This is a genomic window from Bifidobacterium avesanii (genome assembly GCF_009299475.1).
Taxonomy (GTDB): domain Bacteria; phylum Actinomycetota; class Actinomycetes; order Actinomycetales; family Bifidobacteriaceae; genus Bifidobacterium; species Bifidobacterium avesanii.
The window spans coordinates 57,700-83,191 of sequence record NZ_WBSN01000003.1 but is presented as its reverse complement, the minus strand read 5'-3'; the positions used below and the strand labels follow the sequence as shown (position 1 = coordinate 83,191).

Genomic DNA, 25,492 nt, shown 5'->3' with positions numbered 1-25,492 from the left:
TAACGCTGTTCAGAAGGACTTCGATTGTGTGCGTTCACACAGCAACCGGCGCGGGAGGCGGATTGGCCGCTTCCCAATCGCGCCGGCGGACGCCATTGTATTTCTGTGAGCGCTCACAATTTCCACTACATAGAATAGCGCATCGCGCCCACCGCCGCACCGGCGAGTCTTAGAATTCACCGGTCGGCCATGCCGTTTTCAGATATGGATTTGAGATATGGATTTGGGTATGCGAAGGGCGCGCCGCCGCCGGAAAACGGGAGTCGGCGCGCCCTTGCGAGATGCCTTGCGAGAGGATTCAGGCTTGACGGTCCGATCGGACAGACCGGACCGTCAATCGATCACTTGGACCAGAAGCTCTGGATCTCCTCGAGGGTCTTGCCCTTGGTCTCCGGGACGAGGAACTTCACGCCCAGGAACGCGATGAGATCCATCACGGCCCAGAAGATGAAGGTGCCGCCGCCCCAAGCGGAGAACATCACCGGGGTGAACTGGGCGACCAGGAAGTTGGCGCCCCACAGGAACACGGTGCACAGACCGGCCGCGCGGCCACGCAGGTAGGTCGGGAACAGCTCGGAGATCATGACCCAGGTGACCGGGCCCATGGAGAACGCGAAGGACGCGATCACGAGGCAGGCGAAGATCAGCGTGAGGACGCCCGGCCAGTTCAGCAGCATGGACAGGCCCATGAGGAAGTAGAAGATACACATGCCGAGGGAGCCGGCGAGCATCAGCGGCTTGCGGCCGAGCTTGTCGATGAAGTACATGCCCACGAAGGTGAACACGAGCTCGACGAGGCCGATCAGCGTGGAGCACAGGAAGGCGGCGGTGTCGCCCTGGAAGATCGGCTTGAAGATGGTCGGCGCGTAGTAGGAGATGGCGTTCTGGCCGACGGCCTGGTTGAAGATGGCCAGGAAGATGCCGACGAGCATGGCGTGGGCCAGCGGGGCGTGGAACAGGTCGGAGAGCTTGCCCTTGGCGTTCTCGGCGATGGAGGCCTCGATCTCAGCGGCCTCCTGCTTGGCGGAGGCGGTGCCGCCGATGCGCTCGAGCACCGCGAAGCCCTTCTCCTTGTTGCCGGACTGGAGCAGGAAGCGCGGGGACTCCGGGGAGAGGGCCAGCGCGATGAAGAGGATCAGGGCCGGCAGCGCACCGATGCCGAGCATCCAGCGCCAGGCCTGATCGGCGAAGTCGGAGTGGATGCCGCCCATGCCGGCGATCCAGAAGTTGATGAGGTTGGTCAGGAAGATGCCGAGGATGGTCAGCAGCTGGTACATGGAGGACAGCGTGCCGCGGTACTTGGCCGGGGCGCACTCGGTGATGTACGTGATGGCCAGCGAGGATGCGAGGCCGATGCCCAGGCCGCCGAGCACACGGGCGATGATCATGGAGGTCGGATCGTTGACCATGGCGGACCACAGGGCGGCCACGAAGAAGGCCGCGGCGCCGATGAGCAGGACCGGACGACGGCCGATGCGATCGGAGATGAAGCCGGAGACGCCCACGCCGATGACGCCGCCGATCATGATAGAGGAAATGATGAGGCCTTCCATGGCGGCGGAAAGCTTCCACAGCGCGGACAGGTACACGATGGCACCCGAGATGCTGACGGTGTCGTAGCCGTACAGCAGACCGGCCAGACCGGCGCTCACCGCCAGAATGACCACGTACTTCATGGAGCCCTGCTTCTCGGCAGCGCCCGACTGAGCAGTCTGAGACATTGTTCTTCCTTGATTATGTTTCACCCTTTGCGGCGGACTCTCCGGGACCTGCCATGTTCCGGTGGACTCCGTCGGCCAATCGATCATGAACGATCAAGTGCGCTCAATCCCGATAACCATGAAGAATGTTAACGCTCACGGTTTGAGGTGTCAAATCTCTTTAAAACCCTTATTTTGCAACGATTTTTGGGCGTGTCGCGTGGGCTGTAAGCGCTCTCAATGCCGATTTGCGCGTTTTTTGTTACCTAGGTCACATTATCGGCTTTATAGCATATCCATTGGGTTTTCCAACGGTTGTGATCAACTTTGCGCCTCATTCGCCTGCCCCTGTTGTCCCCCGGCTGTCGGCCCCCGTCGGTTCCCGCGGCGCCGGACCAGGACCCGAGAACCGAAAACCGAGGCCCGAAGACGATTTGTCCGGTTGACATACATTAGAGAGTCATCCCTCGGGCGCCGGACCGGGAGCGGAACCGGAACCGGGGGCGGCGGGCCGCAGTGGCAGCCCCTCGGCAAGGTCCCGGGCGTGCGGTATGTTTGACGATTGCTGTGCCGAGTCTCGGGTGGCCGCATGATCCCGTGACCCAACAGGTCCAGCCGGGCTCGACTTCCGGCGGATTGGCAGGCTTCCCCGAGGCAGACCGAAGGGAACATCGCATCGGCCGCACCGCGCCTGGATCGCATGGATCCGGCGGCGGGCGACCACTGATCAGCGCTGGCATGCGGCAGTGCGGAGGAACAACATGGCTAACTACATTGACGCCTTCGAGGCCAAGAGCCTCAAGCCGGCTGAGGAGATCCCGGAGTTCCGCGCCGGTGACACCGTCGAGGTCAACGTGAAGATCAAGGAAGGCAACAACTCCCGTCTGCAGGCGTTCACCGGCGTGGTGATCGCTCGCAAGGGCGCCGGCCTGCACGAGACCTTCATCGTCCGCAAGATCAGCTTCGGCGTGGGCGTTGAGCGCCGTTTCCCGGTGCACTCCCCGATCGTCGACTCCATCAAGGTCGTGCGCCGCGGCCGCGTCCGTCGCGCCAAGCTCTACTACCTGCGCTCCCTGCGCGGCAAGGCTGCTCGCATCGTCGAGCGTCGTGACAACAAGGCCCAGGCCAACGCCTGAGTCCTGGCCGAGCCCGCAGCGGTTCGCCAATAAGCGCCCGATCGCCCTTCGCCGGCGGTCGGGCGCTTTTGCATATGCGGGCGACGGCACGAATCGCGGTCCATCCCGCGCCTCATGTGCGCGCTTCCGTATCGCGGCGATATGATTCACGCCGTCTGGACCGGCCATCCATACGGTTTCATATCGGCACGATACGATTTACGCCGCGTGGGATCCGCTCGCGTACGTTTCCGTATCGCTGGGATATGATTTGCGCCAGCCGGGTGCGCCACATGCACGTTTTCATATCACGGTCCACCACCCGGAAGAAATCCGCCCCCGGAAGAAAGTGGATTCCGCTCACGGACGGAGAGGGGCCATGGCCTCCCGGATACCGGCCCGGCGTCCGCGTATGATGGGACGCGAACCAAGGAGGGATATGCAGTCCGAACAGTTCCCGCAATCCGACGCGCAAACCGGCGCCGGCAACGCGACCGAGACCGCCGCGGAACGAGACGTCCACACGTTCGCCGTGGCCGACCACGGCGTCGACCCCTCCCCCATGCCCCGCCGCCGTCACGCCCCGCAGACCGCCCGCAACGCCCGCAAGGACGACCGCTTCGGCTTCAGGGACCTGCTCGTCTGGTGCGGCATCCCCATCGTCGTGGTGCTGCTCATCCGGCTGTTCGTCTTCCCGCTGTACTGGATCCCGTCGTCGTCCATGATGAACACCATTCTCAAGAACGACCGCGTGGCCACGCTGAGCACGCACATCGTCCCGGCCACGAAGCTGCAGCGCGGCGACGTGATCGTATTCAAGGACCCCGCCAACTGGCTCGGTCAGGAGGACGGCGGCCACAACGGCTACCTCATCAAGCGCCTCATCGGCCTGCCCGGCGACGTGGTCGAATGCGCGGGCCCGGGCGAGCCGCTGACGATCAACGGCGTGGCGATCGACGAGACCGCCTATGTGCGCGCCGGCTCCGACCCCAGCTCCTTCTCGTTCAAGGTCACCGTGACGGCCGGCAACGTGTTCGTGCTCGGCGACAACCGCGGCGCCTCCGCCGACTCGCGCTTCCACACGGACGACGGCAACGACGGGCTCGTGCCCATGGAGGACATCTCCGGCAGGGCGTGGCTCACTTACTGGCCGCTGGGACGGTTCGGGCTGATCGACGCGCACCACGAGGTCTTCGCGAACGTGCCGGCCGGGAGCGCCGCCTGATGGCGGGTCGCGCGCCCAAGGCGGCTCCCGCGCCCACGTTGGACTTGGAGCGCGAGATCGCCATGCAGGGCTACGACGTGATCGTCGGCTTCGACGAGGTGGGCCGCGGCGCGCTGGCCGGTCCCGCGATGGTGGGCGCGGCGGCGATCCGGTCGGCGGACCTGCTCGGCGGGCGGGTGGACGTGCCGGCGGGTGTGGCCGACTCCAAGCTGCTCACCGAGCACCGGCGCGAGGCGATCTTCGACGAACTCACCGACTGGTGCGCGGCGTACGCGGTCGGGTCGGCGAGCAACGAGGAGATCGACGAGTGGGGCATCGGCTACGCGCTCGGCGTGGCGGCGCTGCGGGCGCTGGGCGAGGCGGAGCGCGCACTGGGACTGGACGGGAGCGGACCTGGCAACGCCGCCGCCCGGGTGGGCGCGATCCTCGACGGCCCGTTCGACTACATCTCCAAGGCCGAGCACACGTTCGACGCGCCCGTGGTGCCCGCGAGCCCGCATGTGGTCACGCGTGTCAAGGGCGACCGGAGCTGCGCCACCGTGGCCACCGCCGCCGTGATCGCGAAGGTCACGCGCGACCGGCTCATGGTGGACCTCGCGCGGCGGCATCCCGAGTGGGACGCGTACGGCTGGGCGAGCAACAAGGGCTACGGCTCGGCCGCGCACAGGGCCGCGATCGCCGAACTCGGGCCCACGCCGCTGCACCGCGTGAGCTGGCATCTGGTCTGACCGTCCGGCTGGTCCTCCGGTCGATCCGGTGTGCGGCATGGGCCACGGACGTCATAGGCCATGGACGGCACGGGCCACGGCACATCGCGGCGAACACCGGCGGACCGCATCCGAATCGCGGCGAAGAAACCGCTTTCCGGCGACAAATCGCCGCGACGCGCCGTGAGCGCTCACATCAATCGTTCCACGGCGTGTATGCTCGTGCCTTGTCAGTTCATACGCGCACGCACGCGCACCAACCATCCATAGGAAGAGAAGCGGTTTACAGATGAATGGCAATAAGCGTCCTTCGATGTTTGAAGTGGCACGGCTCGCCGGAGTCTCGCACCAAACCGTTTCGCGCGTGATCAACCACTCCCCGGACGTCTCCGACGCCACGCGCGCCAAGGTGGAGCACGCCATCGCGCAGCTCGGCTACCGTCGATCCAATTCCGCGCGCGCCCTCGCCTCGAACCGGTCGCGCACCGTGGGCCTCATCGCCTGCTCCATTGACTTCTACGGGCCCATCAACACCATGGCGTCCATCGAGCTGGGCGTGCGCCACCACGACATGTTCCTGTCCGTGGTGATCGTGCCGCAGGAGGAGTTCGAGAAGAGCGGCTTCGACTCCGCGGGCCGCAGCTTCAGCGAACAGGACGTGGACGCGCTGGTGTTCATCACGCCCACCGACGCCACGCTGCTCGCCGCCCTGCGCATGAACACCACCGTGCCGCGCATCATCATCACCTCCACGCACGGGGCCGTGACCGCGGACGAGGCGTTGGCCCTGAGCGGGACCAAGGGACCGGTGTCCTTCATCGGCATCGACCAGTGGACCGCCATGCACGACGTGGCCGATCTGCTCCACGGCCTCGGCCACCGCAGCACGCTGTACCTGACCGGCCCGTCCAACTGGCGCGACGCCGCCACCCGCCGGCTCGCGTGGGAGCACTACTGCGCCAAGCTCGGCATGGCCACGCGCACGATCGACGTGGATTCCTGGGAGGCCGGACGCGCCTACGATGCGGTGAACGCGGCGATCGACGCCCACCGCCGACAGCCGTCCGAGGCCGACGCGCAGGCCCCCACCGCCATCGTCACCGCGAACGACAATCAGGCCGTGGGCGCGATCCGCGCACTGCACGAGCACGGGCTGCGCATCCCCGAGGACGTAAGCGTGGTGGGCTTCGACGACATCCCCGGCGCGGACAACTTCTACCCGCCGCTGACCACCGTGCATCCGCACTTCTCCGAGGTGGGCCTCAAGGTGACCGGCAGCATGCTCGCCATGCTCGGCGCGGCCGAGCCCCCCCAGTTCGACCGGACCGCGCACGGCACCGGTCTGGTGCTCGCCGATCTGGTCGGGCGCGGCTCCGTCGGGCCCGCACGCGAACGGTAGGGTTGCGCGGCGCGGCAGCAGAGCGGCGGAACGGCATGTCCGCGGCCGTGACAGCGACAGTGACCGTGACACGAGCCGTGACCGAGTCCGGATGTGACGCCGACCGTGACAGTGACCGGCCCCGCCGCGCAAGTCTCAACAAAGAAACGGCGTAATTCCAAGGGTTTTCAACCCACCGTGACAGTGACCGCCCGGACTTTGTCACGGTCAGCGTCACGGTCAGCGTCACGGTCAGCGTCACAGTTCACTCCGCATCCGAACGGCGGCAACATGCCATGCGCGGATGCGGCGCGCGACTATAATCCCGTCCCGTGTGTGAGGGGAACGCCAACAACAACCGAATTCGGAGCATGGCCATACTGGATAACGACGTCACCAGCATGGCGCTCATCGCCGGCATCATCCGGGAAAAGCTGCCCGATTGTCCGCTCCTGTGGACGGAGACCGACGGCTACCGTGCGATCGACCGGTGCCTGGCCGCGCGCACGCGACCGGACATCCTGCTGTGCGACATGTCGCTGTCGGACATCTCGGGACCACGGGTGTGCAGAGCAATCCGGGAACGAGGCGCTCAGCCCCTGATCCTCGCGATCACGTCGTTTCCCGTGTCGCAGTATGCGTCTCTCGCCGCGACGGCGGGATGTCAGGGCATTCTGGAGAAGTCGCATATCCCTGCGCGGATCGCCGACGCCGTGCGCGCGCTGGCGGACGACCGCACCTACGGGCCGGAGGGCAATGCGTTCGAGACGGCGTTCGACGCGCACGCGCGGCTGCAGTATGCGCGCGGCGGCAAGGACGAGCTCTCGCCCAAGGAGATGCTGATCATGGACCGGCTGCTGGACGGGTACAGCCTCACGGAGATCGCCGGGCAGCTGGGCGTGAAGGACGTGACCGTGCGGACGCACATCAGCCACATCAAGGACAAACTGCACGCCAGAAACCTCAGCCAGGCGTCGATTCGGTGGTTCAGGATGCGGGAGGAGCTTTAGAATGCAACGGCGAACCGCGACTCCCCTCAGCGCGTCCATGATCGGCGCCGTGATCCCGATCGCCATACTGCTGATCGTGATGAATCAGCTGTTCTCGCCTGTTACGGTCGCAGCCTGTCTGAACTCCGGCACGCTCATTCTTTTGCTGCTGGGAGCATACCTCCGCCCCAAGCCGATCAGCATCGCCATACTGTGCTATTCCGTCGTTTCCACCGTCGTCTTCGCACCGGCGTTCAACATGTCGGTCGTGGCCGCATGCATTGCGATCGGAACGCTCATCCAAACCGGCGACGGCATGATCGGCCGGTACGCGTTCATCGCCGAATTGGTGTTCATCAACGTCTTCTATATTTACAACAACACCGCCTCGGCAAACCGCATATTGTTCTTCAACATTCTGTACAGTTGCATGCTCACCGTGACCTATGCGGTCAGCGTATCCATGCAGTGGAAGGATCGGGCCGCGCAATATGACGGCATGCGCCATGAACTGGCCATCAGGGCGCTGCATGAACGGCATCAGCACGAGCAGCGAGCCATAGCGGCGAAACTGCACGATGCGACCACGGGCGATCTGACGTATATCATTCTACTGGCCCAACAGCGTCACGAAGGCTGCGCCAGCCCCGCCGAGAAGGATGCCTATGCGGCGATCGAACGACGGGCGGAATCGGCCCTGCGCAACATTCACGAAGTCATCGGCGTCTTGAACGATGCCGCTACGCCAGCGGATCAAGCTCTCGCATCCAACGGAGACCATGTGGATCGCATGGACTCGATCATGCGCTATTGCCGCCGCAGGGACGGGGAACTGGCGGCGATCGGATTCCATGGAACGACAACCATACAGGGTGCGATGCCGCGACCTCGTCAATCGGACGATCTGGCCCGCGAAATGGAAGCCATGCTCAACGAGATATACGCCAACATCATGAGACACTGCGAAACCTCCCGCCGCGACTACCTGATCACCATCCATTTCGGCGCATCCGCCGTACGGCTCACGGAAATCAACGAGCGAAGTGACGAGACGGTCGGAGGCACCGGAGGAACGGGGCTTGGCCATCTTTCGGAGATGGTGCGGCGCCGCCATGGCACGGTCAACGTGATCGATGACGATCATAATTGGATACTGCAACTTTCCATTCCCTACGATCGCCAGGGCACATTGGCGAGTCCCGCCGCCTGCCCGGATTAGCGGATTAGCGGATCGTTCCCCTGACCGTTCCGCATCCTCCGCTCGACGAGCAGCACGACGCACAGCAGCACGCCGATGCCGAGCATGGTCATTTTAATAGTTTGATAATCATAGGGCCAGTACTCAATAGCAATGTCGGCAACCTCATGCGCAACAATAATGCCGATCAGGGATCCCGTGCATTTATAAATGACAACAACCGCGCAAATCCACAGCACATGGGTTAACGCGGGGATCCCTTGATACAAGTGATATGAGACTCTCAGTATCCCCTCAATGCAAACAATCCATATCCAAGGAACATTGCAACGTCTCAGCGCCACGACAATCAGGAATAAGGCGATGACTTCCTCCAAAATGGGACCAAGACTCGAATCGACAACGCCCAATATTTGGGCTTCCAGTCCAATGGTGAGTCTTTGATTATCGCCAACCGTCAGCATGGGATTGACATGGAAATACGTTAATAATTGATATATTGCGTAAAAAGCGAATTCGCTCACAATAAATGCCGATAGCGCCATGACAAATGAAGCGCTGTGAGACAACAGACTCACGGATTGCCTGCGGTGGCGTGGTTTGAAACAATACAGCGCGATAGCCGCCAAAACGGCACCCCCTGCAATATGACAAACCTCAATAAGATCATCTTGGACATAATCATCCAGATTCCATGGACCAATCGAATTAAAGGTGATGAGCGGCCCATTGTTGAAAGGAAATGCAAGTGGCAGTATGGGGCCAAAAATCCAGAAGAAATATGCCAAACTGGCTACGACCATGATTACCTTCAACCATGGCTTGCCGTTTATGGGTTCGATGTTTGTTTTATCCGCCCACAGGAGTTGTTTGACTGTTCTCATCATTTTCCACTTCGTTATTCGACAAACGCCATATAGAATTGCGGCGGAATAAGGTATACAACCATTTTTTATTCCTCCTTCACTTGAATAAGTTAGGCTTCCTCTTTCAACCACAACAATTGACCATCAACGTTCGTTGACCCGCTTCGCCAACCCTTGGCGCCCAGCCAAACAGCCCTGTAAAACAGCAACAGGGGCCGGCAGCCACATGAGGTGGCTGCCGGCCCCTGAAGCGGGCTCACCGGGAGATCAAGCCGGTTCGCTCAATCAGACGATCAAGCGACGCGACTCAGAACTCGCGGTTCGCGCGGTAGAACTTGATGAGCGCCTGGGTGGAGGCGTCCTGGGCGGCGAGGGCGTCGTCGTCCTGGGAGATGGCCGGGGTGATCTGCTTGGCGAGCTGCTTGCCGAGCTCCACGCCCCACTGGTCGTAGGAGTCGAGGCCCCACACCGTGCCCTCGACGAGGGTGATGTGCTCGTACAGGGCGATGAGCTCGCCGAGCGCGAACGGGGTCAGGGCCACGCCGAGGATGGACGTGGTCGGCTTGTTGCCCTCGAACACGCGGGCCGGGACGATGGCCTCCGGGGTGCCTTCGGCGCGGACCTCGTCGGCGGTCTTGCCGAACGCGAGGGCCTTGGTCTGGGCCAGGTAGTTGCCGAGGAACAGCTCGTGCACGTCCTGATCGCCGTCCTTGGTCGGGTTCGGGGTGTTCACGAACGCGATGAAGTCGGCCGGGATGAGCTGGGTGCCCTGGTGGATCAGCTGGTAGAAGGCGTGCTGGCCGTTGGTGCCGGGCTCGCCCCAGAAGATCTCGCCGGTCTGCGTGGTGACGGGGGTGCCGTCCCAGCGCACGGACTTGCCGTTGGACTCCATGGTCAGCTGCTGCAGGTAGGCCGGGAAGCGGTGCAGGTACTGGTCGTACGGCAGCACGGCGTGCGCGGCGGTGTGGAAGAAGTTGCGGTACCACACGTTGAGCAGGCCCATGAGGGCGACCACGTTCTGCTCCACCGGGGTGTTGACGAAGTACTCGTCGATCTCGTGGAAGCCGTGCAGGAACTCCTCGAAGCGGGCCGGGCCGAACACCACGGCGAGCGAGGTGCCCACGGCGGAGTCGACGGAGTAGCGGCCGCCGACCCAGTTCCAGAAGCCGAACGCGTTGGCCGGGTCGATGCCGAAGGCCTCGACCTTGTCCAGGGCGGTGGAGACGGCGACGAAGTGCTTGCGGATCGCCTCGGCGGTCTTCTCCTCGGAGCCGTCGATCGCGCCGGAGGCCTTGAGGCCCTCGAGCAGCCAGGTCTTCGCCTCGCGGGCGTTGGTGAGGGTCTCCAGCGTGGTGAAGGTCTTGGAGACGATGATGAACAGCGTGGTCTCCGGATCGAGGCCCTTGGTCTTCTCGGCCAAGTCGTTCGGGTCGATGTTGGAGATGTAGCGGGCGGAGATGCCGGCGTCCGCGTAGGGCTTGAGAGCCTCGTACGCCATGTTGGGGCCGAGGTCGGAGCCGCCGATGCCGATGTTGACGACGGTCTCGATGCGCTTGCCGGTCACGCCCTTCCACTCGCCGGAGCGGACCTTCTCGGCGAAGGCGTAGATGCGGTCGAGGGTCTCGCGCACGTCCTTGACGACGTCCTGGCCGTCGACGATGAGCTTGCCCTCATCCTCGATCGGGCGGCGCAGCGCGGTGTGCAGCACGGCGCGGTCCTCGGTGTTGTTGATGTGCACGCCGGAGACCATGGCCTTGACGCGCTCGTCCAGCTTGACGTCCTTGGCCAGGTCGGCGAACAGCTTGAGGGTCTCGGGCTTGATGAGGTTCTTGGATAGGTCGAAGTGCAGGTCGCCCGCGTCGAAGGAGAGCTTCTCGACGCGATCCGGCTCCTCGGCGAACCACTTCTTGAGGCTGACGCCTTCGGCCTGAAGATCGTTGTAGTGCTTCTGCAGCGCCGCCCACGCCGGGGTCTGCGTCGCGTCAACAGGAGGATTGATGGCCATGTGATAGGTCCTTTCATCAAACGTTGAAAGCGCCGCGGCTGTGATGCGCGTGATGCGAAACCGGCGGCCGCGCCGTTTCCTTCCACGACACAAATTTACTCACAAAAGCAGACAGAATCTCACAGCGGCAGCGGGCCGACGGGGAACGGGCGGGTAACGGCGGGGGAACATCCGGGGAACAATGGGCGAACATCGCGCCGGCGGTCGCGGCGGGCACGGCGGACACGGCGGACTTGCGACCGGCCCGCGTCCGCTACAGCACCTCGCCCCTGCCGAGCGCGCGCAGGTGGGCGACCATGTCCTTGACCTCCTGGCTGCGGGCGCGCGGGGCGATGAGCAGCGCATCCGGTGTGTCCACCACCACCATGTCGTTCACGCCCAGCAGCGCAACCGTGCGGCCGGAGTCCGGCACCACCACGTCGCCGGCGGAGTCCACGTAGGCCACGCGGTCCGCGTCGCCGAGGATCTTGACGTTCTTCGCGTTGACGCTCGGCAGCAACGCGGCCACGGAGTTGAAGTCGCCGATGTCGTCCCAGCCGAAGCCGCCGGGGACCATCGCCACGCCGCCGTCCAGCGAGAGCGGTTCGGCGATCGCGTAGTCGAAAGCGATCTTCTCCAGCCCCTCCCAGTCGCGTTCCATGGCGGCGGCGCGCGCGTCCGGACCCTCGTCCCACGCGTCCGCGATGCGCCCGATCGCCTCGGCCAGCGCGGGCTTGTACTCGTGCAGGCGGTCGAGCAGCACGCCGGCGCGCATGACGAACATGCCGGCGTTCCAGCGGTATTCACCGGTGCTCAGATAGGCCATGGCCGTGGCGGCGTCCGGCTTCTCCACGAAGCGGCGGACCAGACGGGCGTCGGGCGCGTCCGGCACCTCGGCCCTCAGCGACGCGCCCTGATGGATGTAGCCGAACGCGGTGGACGGGCGCGTGGCGGCGATGCCGATCGTGGTCACGTAGCCGGCGCGAGCGGCGGCCACGGCCTGACGCACCGATTCGGCGAAGGCCTCGGTGTCGCGGATCACGTGGTCCGCGGCGAACGAGCCGACGACGATGTCCCGGCCGTGGCGGCGGGCCAGCACGGCCGCGGCAAGGGCGATGGCGGCGGTGGAGTCGCGCGGCACCGGCTCGGCGAACACGTGGTCCGCGGCCAGTTCGGGCAGCTGTTCGCGCACAGCGGCCTCGTGGTCCGCGCCGGTGGAGACCGTCACATGGTCGGCGCCGGCGATGGCGGCCAGACGGTCGAACGTGGATTGGATCATGGTCCGCCCCGAGCCGAGCAGGTCGTAGAGGAACTTGGGGCGCGACGCGCGGCTCAGCGGCCACAGGCGGGTGCCGGTGCCGCCGGCCGGGATGATCGCGTAGAAATCGTCGAAGGTCATGCCGCCATTGTCGCACCCGGGCAGCCTTTTGGCCTTTCGGCGGGGAGGTTTCAGGGAGACCGCGGCGGGCCGCGCGGGCCGATTCGACAAAATCGCGGGCATCCGCTATATTATTTTTCCTGTGCGCGGGTGGCGAATGCCTCCCGGGCCACACGCCACTTTAGCTCAGTCGGTAGAGCGGCTCACTCGTAATGAGCAGGTCGACAGTTCGATTCTGTCAAGTGGCTCGAGTGCCCTAGGTTTTCCGGCATGCCGGTCGCCTAGGGTTTTGCATATCCAGCATATGCGCGCATGGCGAAATTGGTAGACGCGCAGGATTTAGGTTCCTGTGACTTCGGTCTTGGGGGTTCGATTCCCCCTGCGCGCACCCATTTTCGTGTTCTTTTGCGGTCTTGCCACGCCTTTTGCGCTCTTTGCGCGCCTCCGTAACCCGCACCTTCGATTTCTGACCTAATCCTTCGGGAAAGACCACCCCTGTGAACGAACCGGGCCGCGCCATTCCGCCGTTTTCGCGGCGGCCGCGCGGCCCTCTACTCGGTGGGTCAGGTCAGAAATCGGCACCGGCGCCGTTTTCGCTACTTGAGCAGCGCGTCGATGGCCGGCACGAGCGCGCGCAGGGCCTTGCCGCGGTGCGAAATCGCGTTCTTCTCCTTCGGCGTCATCTCCGCGCTGGTCAGCGGCTCGCCGAAGTGGTCCGGGTCCTCGCTGGTGCGGCCGGGCTGGTCGTTCGGCACGAAGATCGGGTCGTAGCCGAAGCCGTGCTCGCCGCGGGCCTTGCGGATCACCACGCCCTCCATGTCGCCGATCTCCACGGTCTCCTTGAGCTCGCCGTCGGCTCCCGGCACCACGAGGGCGGCGGCGCAGCGGAAGCGCGCGGTGCGCTTGTCGTCCGGGATGTCCTCGATCTGCGCGAGCAGCAGCGCGTTGTTGGCGAGGTCGTGGCCGTGGGCGCCGGCCCAGCGGGCGGACAGGATGCCCGGGGCGTTGCCCATCACGTCCACGATCAGGCCGGAGTCGTCGGCGATGGCCGGGCAGCCGGTGCGCTTGGCCACGTCGCGGGCCTTGAGCAGCGCGTTCTCCTGGAAGGTGACGCCGGTTTCCACCGGGTCGGGCAGGTGCATGCTGCCGGCGGAGACGAGTTCGATTTTCGCGGCGTCCTCGCCGAGTCCCTCCTCGAGGATGCGGCGGATCTCCACGAGCTTGCCTTCGTTGTGCGTGGCGACGATGAGTTTCATGGGTCGGTTCCTTTCGATGGCTTGGCTGTCGGTGCTTTGCGGCTCAGTCCTTGGCGAGCGCGGCCTGCTGGATGGCCTGCAGCTCGCGGTTGCCCTTGGTGGCGAGGTCGAGCAGCGTGTTGAGCTCGTCGCGGTCGAACGGGCGGTGCTCGGCGGTGCCCTGGATCTCGATGAACTTGCCGGAGCCGGTCATGGCCACGTTCATGTCGGTCATGGCCTTGCTGTCCTCCACGTACGGCAGGTCGAGCATGGGCGTGCCGTCGATCACGCCCACGGACACGGCGGACACGCTGTCGGTGAGCACGCGCGCGGCGGAGCGGATGTGCTTGTGCGCCTCGGCCCAGTTGAGCGCGTCCACGAGCGCCACGTACGCGCCGGTGATGGACGCGGTGCGGGTGCCGCCGTCGGCCTGCAGCACGTCGCAGTCGATCTGGATCTGGTTCTCGCCGAGGGCCTTCATGTTGACCACGCCCCTGAGGCAGCGGCCGATCAGACGGCTGATCTCGTGCGTGCGGCCGCCGACCTTGCCCTTGACGGACTCGCGGTCGGTGCGCTCGGCGGTGGCGCGCGGCAGCATGGCGTACTCGGCGGTCACCCAGCCGAGACCCGAGTCCTTGCGCCAGCGCGGCACGCCCGGCGTGAACGTGGCCGTGCACATCACGCGCGTGTTGCCGCAGCAGATGAGCACCGAGCCCTCCGGCACGTCGGTGAAGTGGCGGGTGATCGTGGCGGGGCGCAGCTCGTCCACCTTGCGCCCGTCGGGGCGGACCACCGTGTTCATGCCGGACAGCAGATCCTTGATTTCAGTCATAACACACTCCTTGATTCCCCGTCAGACCCTAGCACCCGCGGGGCACACGCCGTCGGCTCGCGGACGGACGACATATGCCCGGTTGCGGACGGATGACAGCCGGATGACAGGCAGGTGGCGGATAATTACGGGCCGAAAACGACGTTTTCCGCTCTTCTAAGCATCAAACGGACGCGAATCCGTCGGTTTGACGCTTAGAAGAGTGGATTTCGTCCTTTTCGGCCCGTAAAGAGGTAAGCGGCGAGCGGCGGGAATGCAACGACAGGCCCGGGTATGCAACCGGGCAACCGGCCGAACGGTCAATCGAACAGTCAGCCTACTGAGCAGTCGGCCGAGCAGTCAGCCGGACAGCCAGCCGCGACATCAGCCGAGCAGGGGCTTGTCCGGCAGAATGCGGTCGATGAGGAACAGCGCGAGGCCGCCGAGCAGGAACGCGCCCAGATAGATCACCGCGTTCCTGCCGAGCCCCGCCCAGCCGAGCGCGTTGAGGTCCACGAACGAGTACGGGTACATGGCCCCGCTCGGCAGCGGCTGGTCGGGGAAGAACGCGGCGCGGATGAGCACGAACGCCAGATACACCGGGAAGTACAGCAGCCACGTGAGCGGGTAGTGCCACTTGAAGCGGCGGTGGGCGTCAAACAGGAGAAAGTCGGCGCCGGCGGCGATCGGCGCGATCACATGCACCAGCGTGGCGGTGGGCAGGCCGAGGACGTACAGCGTGTCCGGGCCCATGACCGCGGGCGGCAGGATCAGCCACGCCACCAGGCCGGTGATGGCCATGTACAGCGTGATGCAGCCCTTGAGCCACGCGGGCGGCTGCACGCCCCGGACCAGCGTGGCCGCGCCGGCCCACAGCATCACGAACGCGAACACGATGTTCGATTGGTTGGTGAAGTACACCCAGTCCCACGCCTTGGCCCCGGACCACGTGTTGTACGTGCCGGCGATCGAGACGGCGGCCACGGCCAGACGGAAGAGTCCCGCAATCAGTCTTGTCATGCCTCTACCCTACCGCCGGGCCGCGCTCGTGGGAACAGCCCGCGGGAACATGCCGGCGCATACCGGAACACGCCGGATGACTATAAGTCAATATGACCATAAGCGGGTAGGCTTTTGAGCAAATGCCAAGAAGGAGATTCCCATGGGCGCATTTACCGATTACTCGCCGGCGCTGATGACCGACATGTACGAATACACCATGCTCGACGCATGCCTCAAGGACGGCACCGCCGGCCGCAAGTGCGTGTTCGAGGTGTTCACCCGCCATCTGCCCGAGGGCCGCCGCTACGGCGTGGTGGCCGGCACCGGCCGCATTCTGGACGCGCTCGAGCACTTCCACCTGTCCGAGGAGGACCTGAAGTTCCTCTCCGACCGCAAGGTCGTGAGCCCGGAGACCGTCAAGTGGCTCGAGAACTTCCGCTTCTCCGGCTCCATCAAGGGCTACCGCGAGGGCGAGATGTTCTTCCCGAACTCGCCGATCCTGCAGGTCGAGGGCACGTTCGGCGAGTGCACGCTGCTCGAGACGCTCATCCTGTCCATCCTCAACTACGATTCCGCCGTCGCCTCCGCCGCGAGCCGCATGGTCTCCGCCGCGAAGGACCGCCCGTGCATGGACATGGGCGGACGCCGCACCAACGAGTGGGCCGCCGTGGCCGCCGCCCGCGCCGCCGTGGTGGGCGGGTTCAAGGGCACCGCGAACCTGCTCGCCGCGCAGATCTACGGGCTCAAGGCCATCGGCACCGCCGCGCACTGCTTCACGCTGGTGCACGACGACGAGCGTCAGGCCTTCCGGTCGCAGATCGCCGCGCTGGGCGAGAACACCACGCTGCTCGTGGACACGTACAACATCGAGGAGGCCGTGAAGACCGCGGTCGAGGTGGCCGGCCCCCAGCTCGGCGGCGTGCGCATCGACTCCGGCGACCTCGCCTCGCTGGCCCAGCGCGTGCGCAACCAGCTCGACGCCCTGGGCGCCACGAACACCAAGATCACCGTCACCAACGACCTCGACGAGTACGCGCTGGCCGCCCTGCAGACCGCCCCGGTCGACTCCTACGGCGTGGGCACCATGCTCGTCACCGGATCCGGCGCGCCCACCTGCGCCATGGTCTACAAGCTCACCGAGCGCGAGGGCGCCGACGGCACCATGGTCCCGGTCGCCAAGAAGAGCAAGAACAAGGCCACCGTGCCCGGACGCAAGCTCGCGTTCCGCTCCTACGAATACAACCTGGCCGACTGCGAACACATCATCTCCGGCTCGGAGGAGGCGCTCGCGGCCTACACGCCCGACCCGGAGTGGAAGGACCTGCTCGTGGACTACGTGGACCACGGCACGATCGACCCGCAGTATCAGGGCCATGACGCGATCGTGGCCGCGCACGAGTACCGCGCCAAGGCGCTCGCCGAACTGCCGATCACCGCGCAGTCGCTCATGAAGGGCGAGCCGGTGATTCCGACCGAAACCACGGTCCTGTAGGCCCTGCGCTCCGATCGGAATCCGCCACGTCCAACGTGACGTCCAACGTAGCGCTCAACGTAGCGGCCGACCACACACTCGATCCGCTCAATCCACGGCCCGAATTCCGCGGATTGAGCGGATCGGATTCGTGACGGGCGAAAAATACTCCTCAGGCATCCGATTTGCTCAATCTGCGTCCGTGCGCCCGTGGATTGAGCGAATCCAGTGCCGTAGCGGCGCCATGACCGTGCCGCGCGTGCACAGTGCACACGTCGGCAACAGCGCGACGGCGGACGGGCCCGGCAGTACAGTGGGGACTGCAATTCGCTCAACCATCAAAGGAGAACGACATGAGTGAAGCACAGCCCTGCGGCTACTGCGACGAGGGCGAGGCCCTGGCCGCGTTCGGCATCAAGATCATGGATCTGCCGGCGTCCAAGCTGGTGCTCTTCAAGGAGCAGAGCCACCCGGGCCGCGTGATCGTAGCCTCCAAGTTCCACGTGGACGAGATCGTGGACCTGTCCAAGGAGGACCGCGAGGCGTTCCTCGAGGACGTAAACCGCGTGGCCGAGGCGACGCACGCCATCTTCCACCCGGACAAGATCAACTACGGCGCATACGGCGACACCGCGCACCACCTGCACTTCCACCTCGTGCCGAAGTACCACGAGGACGAGTTCGAGTGGGGCACCACGTTCGCCATGAATCCCGATCGCGAGTACCTCACCGATGAGGCCTACGACGAGATGATCGCCAAGTACAAGGCCGCGCTGGCCTGAGCCTCGGCCAACTTTGGCCTGAGCCTCGGCCTGCTTTCCGGCCTGATTGGGACTTTCGCGGGAACCTTCATCCCCTCGCGCCCGGGTCCGGCGCACTCGCGTACTCACGCATTTGATGTGCTCAATCCGCACGCTCCAAGCCGCGGATTGAGCACATCGAGTGCGCTGGACCCGATTTTTCGCGCTCACGCACTGGATTCGCTCAATCCGTCGCAAACGGACCATGGAATGAGCGAATCCAGTACCGGCGGAATTCAGATCAGCGAGTTCGGTGCGGCAACGCACCCAGATCAACGAATTCGGTGCCAACAAGCGCGGCGCAACGAGCCCGGACAACGCGCCCAGACCAACGCACTCACGCGTTCAGATCAACGAGCTCGGCGCCGACAAGCGCGGCGCGGCAACGCGCTCAGTGCAGCATCTCCTCGTAGATGCGCTTGCAGTCCGGGCAGACCGGGTACTGCGACGGGTCGTGCTTGGGCACCCACACCTTGCCGCACAGGGCCACCACGGGCCGGCCGGTCATGCGCGACTCGGCGATGCGCTCCTTGGACACGTAGTGGGCGAAGCGGTCGGCGTCGCCCCCGTCGTCCTTCTTCGTCTCCTCCTCGGTCTCCGGGCGCTCGAGCACCGCGGTGCCCGTGCCCTGATCCGGCGAGGACAGCGGGCTGACCGGGTCCGCCAGGTCGTCCGTCCACGCGCCGCCCGCCAACTCGTCGGCGATGAAACCATGCAGCATGTCCATTTCTTCTCCCCCTTTTCAAAAAGGTGATCCTGCTCTCATCATAGTTGCCCTTCGCGCCCGCGATTCCCCGACTTTCCGCGCCACGCGGTAGGCTTGACGGTATGACAATCGCTGTATGCCCAGGCTCGTTCGATCCCGTCACCGCAGGACATTTGGACGTGATCGAGCGATGCGCGAAATTCTTTGACGAAGTGCACGTCGTGGTGGCCGTGAACGCCGCGAAGACGCCGATGTTTTCGGTCGAGACCCGCACCGACGTGATCCGCCGCGCCCTCGACAAGGACGGCTTCCCCAACGTGAAGGTGGCGTCCACGGACGGACTGATCACCGAATACTGCAAGCGCGTCGGCGCCGAGGTGATCGTCAAGGGCCTGCGCCAGAACGGCGACTACGAGGCCGAACTCGGCATGGCTCTCGTCAACCGCAAGCTGTCCGGCGTGGAGACGCTGTTCCTGCCCGCGAACCCGGTGCTCGAGCACATCTCCAGCTCGATCGTCAAGGACGTGGCCCGCCACGGCGGCGACGTGACCGGCATGGTGCCGAGCTGCATCGTGCCCATGCTCGAGGAGGCCGTGAAGCGCGAGCGCAGGGAAAGGGGTCAGGCATGACCGATGACAATCTCACGCGGGAGTTCTCCGCCGACGACTTCAAGCCGCTCGACGACGATGACACCGGCGAGGCGCACACCGTGGAGGTGCACTCCGAGTCGGTGGTGGACGCGTCGGCGCAGGCCTCGGGCGTCGCGCCCGTTGCGCCCGAGGAGGATGACGACGACACCGGCGAGTCCGAGATCATCGCCGCCCAGCCGCTTTCCGTGGATCCGGAGCCGGCGGCCGAGCACGTGGAGTCCCCGCAGCCGGCGTTCCAGCCGCAGCCGATCCAGCCGCAGACCACACAGTCGCAGCAGGCCCAGCCCGCCCAGCAGCAGCCCGCGTTCCAACCCGCGCCCACCGAGTACTCGCAGGCCGCCCAGCCCACGCAGCCGGTGGAGCGCAAGGGCCCGCGCCACGCCGTGCAGATGCCGCAGATGCCCGACATGCGCGAGACCGGCGACCTTGATTCCGAGGCCGCGCAGTCGCGCAACGAGTTCACCACCGTGTACGACATCCTCGACGCGATCGAGCAGACGCTCGGCGAGGCCAAGCCGGGCCTGTTCACGCCGAACGTGGTCAAGATCGACCGCGACCAGCTCACCGGCCAGATCGAGGAGCTCAAGAAGATGCTCCCCGTGCAGCTCGAACGCGCCAGCGCCCTCATGCGCGAGGCCGAACGCCGGCTCGCGGGCGCCCAGACGCAGGCCAGCGCCATCGTGGCCTCCGCCCAGTCGCGCGCGGCGGACATGATCAAGGAGGCCAACGAGCAGGCGCAGTTCCTGGCCGGCCAGGAGAACGTGGTGGCGCTCGCGCAGGCCAAGGCGCGCGCTACGATGGACGCCGCCCAAGCCAAGGCCGACCGGCTCACGCAGGGTGCGGACAAGTACTGCACCGACGTCATGGAGTCGCTCGACCAGCAGCTCGACAAGCTCAAGCAGGACGTGCACGCCGGTCTGGGCGTGCTGTACAACCGCCAGCAGCGGGCCGCGCAGGATTATGCGGCCGCGCAGGCCGGCGTCCAGGCGGCGCAGGCGGCCCAGAACGCACGCGGCGCCATGCCGCAGTCCGGAGAGGAGAACCAACGATGAGCCGTCCCGAAGATTCCCCGTGGGCCGTGCCGGTCGCGCAGATCGCGAGCCGCCCGGGCCAGAGCAAGCCGATCGACGCCGTGTTCCCCGCGCCCAGCGGCATCGGCGACGCGATCGTGGGCGTTGACGAGGGCGCCGACGTGACCGTGACCGGCAGCTTCGACTCGATCATCGACGGCATCATCTTCACCGGGCGCGTGAGCGCGCCGGCGCACGCCGAGTGCACGCGATGCCTCAAGCCGATCGAACACCCGTGGGAGGCGAACGTGACCGCGTTCTTCCCGTTCGACGACTCACGCAACGCCAGGAACGGCCGTGGCGACAAGGGCGAGGTGGACATCATCGCCGGCGAGGACGAGTCGGAGGACACGTACCCGCTGAGCCCCGACGGCGCGTTCGCGGACATCGAGGCGCTGCTGCGCGACACGCTCGTGGAGGCCCTGCCCCTGCAGCCGCTGTGCCGCCCGGACTGCCGCGGCCTGTGCTCGCAGTGCGGCGCGGACCTCAACGAGGAGCCGGACCACCATCACGAGACGACCGACATCCGCTTCGCCGCGCTGGCCGACTTCAAGGCCAAGCTCGAGGCGGAGCAGGGCGAGTGAGCCGAGGCGAGGAGCCGCGGAACGCGCGGGCCGGCGCCATTCGGCACGATCACGCCGTCTGATTGGACAAAGTACGGGCCTTGCGCTACACTTCTGAACGCTTAAGCTCATTATCGTTCGAACGACAAAAGAGGAAATAACATGGCTCTGCCTAAGTACAAGACCTCGCGCGCCAACACGCATTCGCGCCGCGCGAACTGGAAGGCTTCCGCCGCCCAGACCAGCACCTGCCCGAACTGCGGCGCTCCCGCACTGCCCCACATGGCGTGCCCGAACTGCGGTTCCTACCGTGGCCGCGTCTACAAGGAGGCCATCAGGTCCGCCCACACCAAGTGAGCGACTGATCGCAAGCAATGAAAGCCCTGCCATCGACGGGTGGCGGGGCTTTTTGTATGGCACCGCCGTATGGCAGTTCATCACATCCAGCACAGTCAATCCAGAATCCACGGATAATACAACTATGACGAAGCACAACCATTCCCATGCCGGCGACGCCCCCGCCGCCAAGCCCGACGACGCCCTGCTCGCGGCGCTCGGCACCACCATCTCCCCCGAGCTGCTGGTTCAGGCGCTCACCCACCGTTCCTTCGCGCACGAGCACGAGGGCGTCAAGCACTACGAACGCCTCGAATTCCTCGGCGACGCGGTGCTCGAGCTCGTGGCCACCGAGACGCTGTTCAACGCCCATCCGGACATGACCGAGGGCCAGCTGGCCAAGATGCGCGCCAAGGCCGTGAGCGAGGAGGCGCTGTCCGCGATCGCGCGCGAGAAGCTGCACGTGGGCCCGTACATCCTGCTCGGCCACGGCGAGCGCGAGGACGGCGGCGCGGACAAGAGCTCGATCCTGTGCGACATCGTGGAGTCGCTCATCGGCGCCACGTTCGTGGAGCACGGCATCGACGAGGCGCGCAAGGTGGTCCACCGCCTCGTGGACGACACGCTCGTGGAGGTCGCCACCGAGGGCCCGGCGCTCGATTGGAAGACGTCGCTGACCGTCAAGGCGCACGGGATGGGCCTTGAGGAGCCGCGCTACCGCATGCGCGTGTCCGGACCGGAGTACGCGCTCCAGTTCACCGCGAAGGTCACCGTGGGCGAGAAGGACGAGATCATCGGCAAGGGCACCGGAACCTCGAAGCGCAAGGCTCAGCTTGCCGCCGCCGAGATGGCGTGGCACACGCTGGACGCGCGTGAGAAGGCCGCCAAGCAGGCTGCGGAGAAGAACGCCCAGCAGAGCGCGGCGGAACAGGCGACCACGGGCGCGAAGCAGGACGGCTCGGACGCGGCGAAGGACGGCTCCGGCCAGGGGAATTCCGGCAAGTCCGCCCCGGAGCAGGCCGCCGAATAAGGCCGCCGAGCAACCCGACGGCGCCCGGCGGCCGCGCCCGACAGCCACAATGCAGACGCCAAGGACGATACCGCCCGATCAGCGCCTACACTGGTAGGAATACGACCGATGCCGCGCGCCACAAGCGCAGCGGGCATCCCGGGCGTCGCCCAGCCGATCCGCACGGACGACGCCCTTTGGCAGTTCGACGGACCTGATGGAGAGAGACATCATGGCTACACCCACCCCCCTGCAGGCGTTCAGCGCCCTGCCCAAGACCACCCCCGCCGCGGACAGGCAGACCATCGTCAACGGCGAGAAGATGACCGGTGCCAAGGCGCTGGTCCGCGCGCTGGAGGATCTGGGCGTCCAGGACGTCTTCGGCATCCCGGGCGGCGCGATCCTGCCCGTCTACCACGAAATCAACGACGACACCAAGTTCCGCTTCGTGCTCATGCGCCACGAGCAGGCCGCCGGCCACGCCGCCGAGGGCTACGCCGTGGCGACCGGACGCGTGGGCGTGTGCCTGGTGACCTCCGGCCCGGGCGCCACCAACGTGGTCACGGCCATCGCGGACGCCAACATGGACTCCGTGCCCATGGTCGTCATCACCGGTCAGGTGGGCGTGCCCGCCATCGGCACCGACGCCTTCCAGGAGGCGGACATCGTGGGCATCACCTACCCCGTCTCCAAGCACTCGTTCCTCGTCACGCGCGCGCAGGACATCCCCCGCGTGCTCACCGAGGCCCACTACATCGCGCGCACCGGCCGCCCCGGTCCGGTGGTGGTCGACCTGACCAAGACCGCGCAGGTGGGCGAAATGTACTACTCGTGGCCGCAGCGCATGATCCTGCCCGGCTACAACCCCACGCTCAAGGCGCACGGTCACGTGCTGCGCGACGCGGCCAAGCTGTTCGCCCAGTCCTACCGCCCGGTGCTCTACGTGGGCGGCGGCGCGGCCCGTTCCGGCGCCGGCGAGCTCGTGGCCAAACTGTCCGAAGTGACCGACGCCCCGATCGTCACCACCCTGCCGGCCCGCGGCGTGGTCCCGGACTCCAACCCGCGCAACCTCGGCATGCTGGGCATGCACGGCACGATCGCAGCCACCGGCGCCGTGCAGCGCTCCGACCTGCTCGTGGCGATCGGCGCGCGCTTCGACGACCGCGTGACCGGCAAGCTCGACGCCTTCGCGCCCACCGCGCGCGTGATCCACATCGACATCGACCCGGCGGAGATCGGCAAGAACCGCGTGCCGGACGTGCCGATCGTGGGCGACGTGTCCGCCGTACTCACCGACCTCATCCCGGAGATCGAGCGCACGCAGGCCATTCAGGGCAAGCCGAACCTCAAGCCGTGGTGGGACCTGCTCGACGATCTGCGCACCAAGTACACGATCCACTACGACGAGCCGCAGGACCAGCCGACCGATGGCTCGCTGTCCCCGCAGTGGGTGGTCGAGCAGCTGTCCAAGGCCGCCGACCCGTCCACGATCTGGGTGTCCGGCGTGGGCCAGCACCAGATGTGGGCCGCGCAGCTCGTGGACTTCGAGAAGCCGAACTCGTGGATCAGCTCCGGGGGCCTGGGCACCATGGGCTACGGCCTGCCCGCCGCGATCGGCGCGTCCGTGGGCTCGCAGCGCGACTTCGACGCGAAGAAGCCCGTGTGGCTCATCGACGGCGACGGCTCGTTCCAGATGACCAGCGAGGAGCTGGCGGCCGCGTTCCTCGATCATGTGCCGGTGAAGATCGCCATCCTCAACAACTCCGTGTACGGCATGGTCCGCCAGTGGCAGACGCTGTTCTACGAGCACCACTACTCGCAGACCAACCTGCTCGACGGCGAGGCGCGCGAGGACACGCCCGCGGACGAGTTCTTCGACGTGCCGGACTTCGTCAAGCTCGCCGAGGCGTACGGCTGCGTCGGCATGCGCGCGTTCACCAAGGAGGAGGCCGTCAGCGCCATCCAGCGCGCGAACGAGATCAACGACCGCCCGGTGCTCATCGACTTCCGCGTGTACAAGGACGCGATGGTGTGGCCGATGGTCTCCGCGGGCGCGTCGAACGACACGGTCACGTATCGCCCGGGCGTCAACCCGCTCATCAACAAGCCGGCCGCCGATCCGGCCGACGCCCCGGACGTTGATCGGAACGCCGCCCCGGCCAATCAGCCGGCGGACAACGACTAGGCCGCGTCAGCACTTCAGGAACGTCGAACGTCCTTCAGGAACGTCAAGGAGAATCCCATGGCAGTTGTGTATCCCGCTTCCCAGCCCGGCTCCGAGCGCCACACGCTTTCGGTGCTGGTGGAGAACCGCCCGGGCGTGCTGGCCCGCATCGCCGGCCTGTTCGCCCGCCGCGCGTTCAACATCAATTCGCTGTCCGTCTCCCCCACCGAGCGCCCGGACATCTCGCGCGTCACGGTGACCGCGGACGTGGACGCCCTGCCGCTGGAACAGATCATCAAGCAGCTCAACAAGCTGCTGCACGTACTCAAGATCGTCGAGCTGGATCCGAACACCACCGTCGAGCGCGAGCTCGTGCTCATCAAGGTGGCGGCCGACCAGTCCACGCGCTCCGACGTGCTGGAGATCGTGCGCCTGTTCCGCGTGCGCGTGGTGGACGTGAACCCCGAGTCGCTGACCATCGAGGCCACCGGCGCGGAGGGCAAGATCGACGCGCTGCTCGGGCTGCTCGAGCATTACGGCGTGATCGAGCTGGTGCGTTCCGGCGCCGTGGCCGTCACGCGTGGCCCGCGCGCCCTGAGCGAGAAGGTCCTCGGTTCGGAGATCACGGGACGCTGAGCCCAGTGGTCTCAGCGTGGCGAGAGCGGGCCTAGTGCCGGCGAACCGCACGAACAGGGTGGACCTACCGTGGCGTGAGCGGGCCCGGTGCCGGCGAACCGCACGAACAGAGTGGGCTTAGCGTGGCGCGAGCGGGCTTGGCGACCGAGAACCGCGCGAATATCCACATGAGGATGAATTGACTACTGAGGGGCGACCTGCCGCATGGTGGGTCGCCCCTTTTGCGTCATCAGCCATCCCCGAGCAGTCGGCCATACATTCGGCATTAGCCATTTTGGGCTTGGCGGCAACCACCCGGCGTTGGCCGTTTGACATTGGCCATTGGGCATTGGGCTTATCGGCAACGGAAAGCCGATTTTCCCCGTACCCGCGGCGATATATCAATGTTTCACCGTAAATAATCCCGCTTCCGTTGTCATAACCGACTGGCCCGCCGACAACGGAAGCGGGATTTTTTATCCGCCGATGCCATCCTTCCGCCAATTGGCCGGGAAAAATC

The 25,492-nt window shown here is 65.7% G+C and carries 23 protein-coding genes and 2 tRNA genes; 17 read left to right on the top strand and 8 right to left on the bottom strand.

Features of this window, described 5'->3' with window-relative positions:
* Positions 1–341: 341 nt before the first annotated feature.
* Entirely contained in the window at positions 342–1,721 is a 1,380-nt protein-coding gene (locus DSM100685_RS02710) for a sugar porter family MFS transporter (RefSeq protein ID WP_152349820.1), read from the bottom strand.
* A gap of 740 nt (positions 1,722–2,461) precedes the next feature.
* Between DSM100685_RS02710 and rplS the strand changes: the two genes are divergently transcribed.
* The 6 genes from rplS (at position 2,462) to DSM100685_RS02680 (ending at position 8,333) form a co-directional block, all read left to right on the top strand.
* Complete coding sequence (rplS, locus tag DSM100685_RS02705) at positions 2,462–2,836, top strand: 50S ribosomal protein L19 (protein WP_152349819.1); 375 nt, start codon at positions 2,462–2,464, stop codon at positions 2,834–2,836.
* Between the two features lie 418 nt (positions 2,837–3,254).
* A complete protein-coding gene (gene lepB / locus DSM100685_RS02700; RefSeq protein WP_239512593.1) occupies positions 3,255–4,040 on the top strand; it encodes a signal peptidase I in 786 nt (261 codons plus the stop codon).
* Positions 4,040–4,768, top strand: coding sequence for a ribonuclease HII (locus DSM100685_RS02695; RefSeq protein WP_152349818.1), 729 nt, complete (start codon positions 4,040–4,042; stop codon positions 4,766–4,768). Before lepB ends, DSM100685_RS02695 begins: the two co-directional genes overlap by 1 nt.
* A gap of 292 nt (positions 4,769–5,060) precedes the next feature.
* A complete protein-coding gene (locus DSM100685_RS02690) occupies positions 5,061–6,146 on the top strand; it encodes a LacI family DNA-binding transcriptional regulator (protein WP_152349817.1) in 1,086 nt (361 codons plus the stop codon).
* Between the two features lie 350 nt (positions 6,147–6,496).
* On the top strand, positions 6,497–7,135 hold the full coding sequence (locus tag DSM100685_RS02685) for a LuxR C-terminal-related transcriptional regulator (protein ID WP_152349816.1): 639 nt from the start codon (positions 6,497–6,499) through the stop codon (positions 7,133–7,135).
* Between the two features lies 1 nt (position 7,136).
* A complete protein-coding gene (locus DSM100685_RS02680) occupies positions 7,137–8,333 on the top strand; it encodes a sensor histidine kinase (RefSeq protein WP_170284982.1) in 1,197 nt (398 codons plus the stop codon).
* Here DSM100685_RS02680 and DSM100685_RS02675 read toward each other — a convergent pair.
* The 3 genes from DSM100685_RS02675 to DSM100685_RS02665 form a co-directional block, all read right to left on the bottom strand.
* Positions 8,330–9,199 carry a CPBP family glutamic-type intramembrane protease gene (locus tag DSM100685_RS02675; RefSeq protein ID WP_152349814.1) on the bottom strand — a complete coding sequence of 290 codons (870 nt, stop codon included), beginning with the start codon at positions 9,197–9,199 and terminating at the stop codon, positions 8,330–8,332. The two genes, DSM100685_RS02680 and DSM100685_RS02675, sit on opposite strands and share 4 nt — an antisense overlap.
* A 286-nt stretch (positions 9,200–9,485) precedes the next feature.
* Positions 9,486–11,183: a glucose-6-phosphate isomerase gene (gene pgi / locus DSM100685_RS02670; RefSeq protein WP_152349813.1), complete on the bottom strand. Its 1,698-nt coding sequence runs from the start codon at positions 11,181–11,183 to the stop codon at positions 9,486–9,488.
* Positions 11,184–11,436: 253 nt separating this feature from the next.
* The gene (locus DSM100685_RS02665; RefSeq protein WP_152349812.1) at positions 11,437–12,561 is read right to left on the bottom strand and encodes a mannose-1-phosphate guanylyltransferase; all 1,125 of its coding nucleotides are present in this window, start codon (positions 12,559–12,561) and stop codon (positions 11,437–11,439) included.
* A gap of 154 nt (positions 12,562–12,715) precedes the next feature.
* Here DSM100685_RS02665 and DSM100685_RS02660 point away from each other — a divergent pair.
* Positions 12,716–12,788, top strand: a tRNA-Thr gene (locus DSM100685_RS02660).
* A 58-nt stretch (positions 12,789–12,846) separates the two neighbouring features.
* Positions 12,847–12,928 (top strand) — tRNA-Leu (locus DSM100685_RS02655).
* A gap of 208 nt (positions 12,929–13,136) precedes the next feature.
* Here DSM100685_RS02655 and DSM100685_RS02650 read toward each other — a convergent pair.
* The 3 genes from DSM100685_RS02650 to DSM100685_RS02640 form a co-directional block, all read right to left on the bottom strand.
* A complete protein-coding gene (locus DSM100685_RS02650; RefSeq protein ID WP_152349811.1) occupies positions 13,137–13,796 on the bottom strand; it encodes a non-canonical purine NTP pyrophosphatase in 660 nt (219 codons plus the stop codon).
* Positions 13,797–13,839: 43 nt separating this feature from the next.
* Complete coding sequence (gene rph / locus DSM100685_RS02645) at positions 13,840–14,607, bottom strand: ribonuclease PH (RefSeq protein WP_152349810.1); 768 nt, start codon at positions 14,605–14,607, stop codon at positions 13,840–13,842.
* A gap of 363 nt (positions 14,608–14,970) precedes the next feature.
* Complete coding sequence (locus DSM100685_RS02640) at positions 14,971–15,606, bottom strand: Pr6Pr family membrane protein (RefSeq protein ID WP_152349809.1); 636 nt, start codon at positions 15,604–15,606, stop codon at positions 14,971–14,973.
* Positions 15,607–15,748: 142 nt separating this feature from the next.
* Between DSM100685_RS02640 and DSM100685_RS02635 the strand changes: the two genes are divergently transcribed.
* The gene (locus tag DSM100685_RS02635) at positions 15,749–17,080 is read left to right on the top strand and encodes a nicotinate phosphoribosyltransferase (RefSeq protein ID WP_152349808.1); all 1,332 of its coding nucleotides are present in this window, start codon (positions 15,749–15,751) and stop codon (positions 17,078–17,080) included.
* A 332-nt stretch (positions 17,081–17,412) separates the two neighbouring features.
* On the top strand, positions 17,413–17,841 hold the full coding sequence (locus DSM100685_RS02630) for an HIT family protein (protein ID WP_150354714.1): 429 nt from the start codon (positions 17,413–17,415) through the stop codon (positions 17,839–17,841).
* 409 nt (positions 17,842–18,250) lie between these two features.
* Here the strand turns inward: DSM100685_RS02630 and DSM100685_RS02625 are convergent, their stop codons facing one another.
* Positions 18,251–18,580 carry a DUF3039 domain-containing protein gene (locus tag DSM100685_RS02625; protein WP_163200805.1) on the bottom strand — a complete coding sequence of 110 codons (330 nt, stop codon included), beginning with the start codon at positions 18,578–18,580 and terminating at the stop codon, positions 18,251–18,253.
* Positions 18,581–18,687: 107 nt separating this feature from the next.
* Between DSM100685_RS02625 and coaD the strand changes: the two genes are divergently transcribed.
* The 7 genes from coaD to ilvN all read left to right on the top strand — a co-directional run bounded on the left by coaD (position 18,688) and on the right by ilvN (position 24,993).
* Entirely contained in the window at positions 18,688–19,194 is a 507-nt protein-coding gene (gene coaD / locus DSM100685_RS02620) for a pantetheine-phosphate adenylyltransferase (protein WP_152349806.1), read from the top strand.
* 206 nt (positions 19,195–19,400) lie between these two features.
* Positions 19,401–20,267, top strand: coding sequence for an ATP synthase subunit B family protein (locus tag DSM100685_RS02615; protein WP_420837369.1), 867 nt, complete (start codon positions 19,401–19,403; stop codon positions 20,265–20,267).
* Positions 20,264–20,869, top strand: a complete 606-nt coding sequence (locus tag DSM100685_RS02610) for a YceD family protein (protein WP_152349805.1) — start codon at positions 20,264–20,266, stop codon at positions 20,867–20,869. Before DSM100685_RS02615 ends, DSM100685_RS02610 begins: the two co-directional genes overlap by 4 nt.
* Before the next feature lie 141 nt (positions 20,870–21,010).
* Positions 21,011–21,205, top strand: coding sequence for a 50S ribosomal protein L32 (gene rpmF / locus DSM100685_RS02605; RefSeq protein WP_152349804.1), 195 nt, complete (start codon positions 21,011–21,013; stop codon positions 21,203–21,205).
* A 124-nt stretch (positions 21,206–21,329) separates the two neighbouring features.
* Positions 21,330–22,214 (top strand): ribonuclease III, encoded by an 885-nt coding sequence (gene rnc / locus DSM100685_RS02600; RefSeq protein WP_152349803.1) that lies wholly within the window; start codon positions 21,330–21,332, stop codon positions 22,212–22,214.
* A 211-nt stretch (positions 22,215–22,425) separates the two neighbouring features.
* Positions 22,426–24,378, top strand: coding sequence for an acetolactate synthase large subunit (locus DSM100685_RS02595; RefSeq protein ID WP_152349802.1), 1,953 nt, complete (start codon positions 22,426–22,428; stop codon positions 24,376–24,378).
* A gap of 57 nt (positions 24,379–24,435) precedes the next feature.
* A complete protein-coding gene (gene ilvN / locus DSM100685_RS02590) occupies positions 24,436–24,993 on the top strand; it encodes an acetolactate synthase small subunit (RefSeq protein ID WP_152349801.1) in 558 nt (185 codons plus the stop codon).
* The last annotated feature ends 499 nt before the right edge of the window (positions 24,994–25,492 follow it).